Origin of the sequence: Mesorhizobium sp. M7A.F.Ca.MR.362.00.0.0 (genome assembly GCF_004023175.1) — a bacterium.
GTDB lineage: Bacteria > Pseudomonadota > Alphaproteobacteria > Rhizobiales > Rhizobiaceae > Mesorhizobium.
Genome location: NZ_RZTF01000451.1, coordinates 1 through 4,810, shown reverse-complemented (window position 1 = coordinate 4,810; position 4,810 = coordinate 1). Strand labels below are relative to the sequence as shown.

The window sequence follows — 4,810 nt, the reverse complement described above, 5'->3', positions numbered from 1 at the left end:
GTAGCGTGCCGCGTGACGCTGCCACACCACCACCCATGCCTGGTTGAGGTCCATGCCCTGTGAGATCGGCACGAAGATGACCTTCTTGCCCTTGAGCGCCTCGAGATACGTGGAGCGGCCGACCTGGTCGGTTTCCTGCGCCGTGGTGATTTTCGCCGCGCCCAGCAGCGCGAGCGCTGTCATGCCCGCGAACAGGCAGTTCTTGAACAATTTCATGTTTCTCCTCCCAGATTTATGTCTCGGTTCTTGTTTCAGATGTCGCCGCTTTGCGAGGTCTGCTCGTCGCGCGGATTGATGATGGCGTCGATCGCCAGCGCGCCCAGCAGGATCACGCTCTTGATCAGGTTCTGGCTGGTGTAGCTGAAGTTCAGGATCGTCATCCCGTTGGTCAGGATGCCGACCAGAATGGTGCCGACGATGACGTTGCGTACGCCGCCCTGGCCACCGGAGAGGCCGATGCCGCCCAACACGACCACCAGCAGCACGTCGTAGATCAGGCTGGAATTGTAGAGGCGGGTGTCGATGCCGGTGACCAGCCCCAGCATGATGATGCCGGCGGTATAGGCAATGAGGGCGCTGATGACATATTGCGTCACGATGATCGGGCGCGTCGGTAGCCCGGTGGTGCGGGCCGCGTTCGGGTTGTCGCCAGTGGCATAGACCAGCCGGCCGAAGCGGGTCTTCCTCAGGAAGAAACCCATGAGCGCGGCCACAGCCGCGAAGATGATCACCGACATCGGGATGCTGAAGATGGTTCCGTTGCCGACGAATTTCAGCCAGCCAATATCGGAGGGGGCATAGAGCACGTCGGACGCAAAGACGATGCGGCCAGAGCCGTAGACCGAGGATGCGATGGCAAGGGTGGCGAAGATCGGCGGAATTTCGGCCACTGCCACCATGACGCCGGTGAACAGGCCGATGACCGCGACCAGGATGGCGCCGCACATGATGGCCAGCGTGAAGTCGACGCCCCAGGTGGAGATCCAAATGCTGAAGGCGACGCCGACCACCATCACCGCCACCATGGTCAGGTCGATGCCGCGCCCGACGACGATGAACCCCATGCCGATGGCCAGCGTGCCGAGGATCGAGACATTCTTGAGAATGGCAAGGATGTTGCCTTGGCTCAGGAAATTGTTGAGCGTCGCCGAGAACACCAGGAACAGGACGGCCGAGATCGCGCCGACGACGAGTTCCTGGGACATTTTGATGCCCAAGCGCGCGGTGTCGGATTTGCCCGAACCAGCCAAGTCAGTTCCTCCCTCGCTGCCGGTTTGAACCAGCGGCGTGCCAAAGCGGCCTTGCCCCAGGGGCTTTGCCGCGACGACGTTTCCTCCACAGCCCTAAGCCGGCTGCTTGCGTTAAGACCATCGCGACTCAGGGCGGCAGGGGCAATTTCGATTTTCTGATGCGCTGTGCAGTTCGTCAGTGTGGAGAAAGAGGATGAGGAATCGTCGCTTGTGTCCTCTGCCGGATTTCACCTGCCGCTAAGCTCAGTCCGATGCCGGTAGCGTGCCGCGATCCCGTGACGGTACTTTCTTGAGTGACGGGAGTGTCTGGCCCGGCAGTCAAGCGGCTCTGCTTCCCCAGGTTCCGTCCTATAGGCAGTTTCCCTCGATCATCGCCATCAGGCAATCGCCAGATTGTGTGCCGCTGATGCCCAGATCACGCACGCTGTTCATGTGGTTTCGGTCATTCAGGCGGAGGTCGCAGACAAGGTGCCCCTGCGCGCGCAAGCGCTTTACGAAGTCGGCGGCCTGCTGGTGAAAAGGTGACGTTTCCTGATCTCCCACGAGAATGGTCGCTGCCGTCTCCGGGTCATGCCACCGCGTCATTGGGGTGAAGGCAGCTGCCTCCTCATCGGTGATTCCGATTAGCGGCTGGAGGAAGGACGTCTGAAGGGGCTTGAGGTCGTAAAGGCCGCCTAGCAGCAGCGCCGCACGTATGCGCGATGGCATTGGCGTCTTTTCGAACAGGAATGTGGCCAGGTGTGCGCCCGCCGAATGACCACTTACGCTTAGCCGGGCCGGGTCACCGCCATGAGCGGCTATATTGTCCAGCACCCATTGTTTGGCGCGCCGGACCTGGGCGACGATTGCCGCCATCCTGAATTCGGGCATCAGCGCATAGTCGACGATGACCGCGATCGCCCCAGCTTTGGTGACTGTGTTCGCTACATAAGAATAGTCGCTCCTGGAGAACATGCGCCAGTAGCCGCCATGGATGAAGATGTGCACGGGAAGATCCCTGCGCGCGCCGGGCGGAAAGAAGAGGTCCAACCTTTCGGCCTTGCCCTCGCCATAGGCGATATCAGCCGACATTGGCAGGGTCGCCCGGGTTTCGGCGCTGCGGCTTACTATGTCGGCCACGATATCGTCAAAGTCGGCCACATGGTCGCGCGTGCGAAAAGCATCCTTTGACATGACTGCCGGTTCAGAAGGTGACGGCAATATATTTAGCCTCCATGAACTCGGCGATGCCGTGGTGCTGGCCGCCTTCGCGGCCAAGGCCACTCTGCTTGACGCCTCCGAATGGTGCGGCCGGATCCGACATCAGTCCCCGGTTGAGACCGATCATGCCGGCCTCGATCCCGGACGCCACCCGCATGCCGCGTCCAATATCGCGTGTGTATATGTAAGCGGCCAGGCCATATTCCGTGTTGTTAGCATGTGCGATCGCCTCGGCCTCGGTGTCGAAGCGTGTGATGGGTGCTACCGGGCCGAAAATCTCCTCGTGCGCCATCTCCGCGTCGGGCGGCACATCGGACAGCACTGTGGGCGGATAGAAGAATCCTTCTTCCTCCGAAATCGACCCGCCGCAAAGCACCTTGGCTCCCCGGCCCACCGCGTCCTTGACCAGGCGGTCGATCTTGTCGACAGCCTTTCTGGTGATCATCGGCCCGCATTCGGTGTCGGCATTCGGACCCGCTCCCACCTTAAGTGCCGCCATGCGCTTGCGGAGCCCGTCGGCAAAAGCATCATAGATTCCCGATTGCACATAGAGGCGATTGGCAGCGGTGCAGGCTTCGCCGGCGTTGCGCATCTTGGCGATCATCGCGCCGTGGAGGGCGGCGTCGAGATCGGCATCGTCGAAAACGACAAACGGGGCATTGCCGCCGAGTTCCATCGAACAGGAAATGACATGCTTTGAAGCCTCGCCGAGCAAGGTTCGGCCGACACCCGTCGACCCCGTGAAGGACAGTTTCCTGACGCGTGGATCGGCGAGCATGGCCGAAGTCAGCGGCCCGGGACTGGTCGTGGTCAGCACGTTGACGACGCCGGCAGGCACGCCGGCTTCGCTGTAGAGTGCCGCCAGCGCATAGGCCGTCAGCGGTGTTTCACTGGCCGGCTTCAGGACGACAGTGCAGCCTGCCGCCAGCGCCGGCGCGATCTTGCGGGTCGCCATCGCGGCCGGAAAATTCCACGGTGTGATCAGCACGCAGATTCCGATCGGCTCATAATCGACCACGATCCGGTTGGTGCCGGATGGCGCAGTGCCGAATTCACCGGTGATCCGGACCGCTTCCTCAGCATTCCAGCGGAAGAACTCGGCGGCGTACGCCACTTCGCCGCGCGCGTCGCGCAGCGCCTTGCCATTCTCCAGCGAGATCAGCATGGCAAGCGTTTCCGAGCGTTCGACCATCAGTTCGAAACAACGCCGAAGGATTTCCGAGCGTTTGCGCGGCGCAGTTTCCCGCCATCCCTTAGCTGCTTTGGCCGCCGCCTCGACGGCGGCGGTGGCGTCCTCGACCGTCGCATCGGGAACCGCCGCGATCACCGCCCCGGAGGAGGGATCGACGACATCGATGAGCCGACCGTCGGAGGACGGTCGCCAGGTGCCGTCGATGTAAAGTCCGTGCGAAAAACCGCGCACGTCATAGCCATCCTGGTCGAGTTGCTGAGCCTTCAAATTCATCGCTTTGTTCCGTTTTTCACATAACGCAGGCGGCGAGGTCGCCGTCATGGGCAGCCTGGACGAGGCGTCGCATCGTGCCGAGATCGAAGGCACGCGGATTGTTCTTGATCAGGCGGTCGATGCCGAGCGCTTGCTCGGCGGTCCAGTCAAGCTTATCGGCGGGGAGGCCTAAATCCGCCAGTGTCGGCGTAATACCGATCGCCGCGAACAATCGCCTGATCTCCTCGATTGTGGCGGCTGCCATCTCGGCGGCGGTTCTGGCCTTGGTCTCCAAGCCAAGTGCCGCGCCGATCTCTGCCATCTCGTGAGCGGCGACGCGGCTGTTATAGGTCATCACGTAAGGCATCATTGTCGCCACGCCCAAACCATGGGCGGTGTGGGTGAGGGCGCCTGCCGGGTATTGCACGGCATGCGCCGCCGCCGTGCCGGCGGTGCCGAATGCGCAGCCCGCCGCCAGCGCGCCCATCATGACATCGGCGCGCGCGTCGGCATCGGTGCCGTCGCTGCAGGCTTTCTCCAGGCTCCGGCCAAGCAGTTTTATCGCGAGCAACGCGAAATGGTCGGTCAGCGCAGTCTTGCCGATGAAGACATGCTGTTGCGGCAGATTGGGGTCTTCACCGCGCCGCATGGCGGTGAAGGCCTCGATCGCATGGGTCAGCGCGTCAGCGCCGGCGATCGCGGTCAGGCCAGGCGGACAGGTCATTGTCAACTCGGGATCGCACAGAGCGACGGCGGCGATAAGGTGAGGGCTCGATATGCCCACCTTGAGCGTCCGGTCCGGGTCGGAAATCACCGCGACCGGCGTCACCTCGGAGCCGGTGCCGGCCGTGGTGGGCACGGCGATCAGCGGCAGTGTCGGACCCGGCACCTTGAACTCCCCGTAATAGTCCTGGAG

Annotated in this window: 4 protein-coding genes and 1 pseudogene; all 5 read right to left on the bottom strand. The window is 62.5% G+C overall.

The features are described 5' to 3' along the window. Nucleotides 1-216, bottom strand: a pseudogene (locus EOC06_RS32735) (sugar ABC transporter substrate-binding protein); the annotation flags it as partial. A gap of 35 nt (nucleotides 217-251) precedes the next feature. Next, nucleotides 252-1,205: an ABC transporter permease gene (locus EOC06_RS32730; RefSeq protein WP_245470287.1), complete on the bottom strand. Its 954-nt coding sequence runs from the start codon at nucleotides 1,203-1,205 to the stop codon at nucleotides 252-254. A 393-nt stretch (nucleotides 1,206-1,598) separates the two neighbouring features. After that, complete coding sequence (locus tag EOC06_RS32725) at nucleotides 1,599-2,423, bottom strand: alpha/beta hydrolase (protein ID WP_164898866.1); 825 nt, start codon at nucleotides 2,421-2,423, stop codon at nucleotides 1,599-1,601. A 10-nt stretch (nucleotides 2,424-2,433) separates the two neighbouring features. Then, entirely contained in the window at nucleotides 2,434-3,915 is a 1,482-nt protein-coding gene (locus EOC06_RS32720; protein WP_128309739.1) for an NAD-dependent succinate-semialdehyde dehydrogenase, read from the bottom strand. Nucleotides 3,916-3,931: 16 nt separating this feature from the next. Then, nucleotides 3,932-4,810 (bottom strand): iron-containing alcohol dehydrogenase (locus EOC06_RS32715; protein WP_128309738.1); only part of this gene is annotated, 879 nt, incomplete at its 5' end.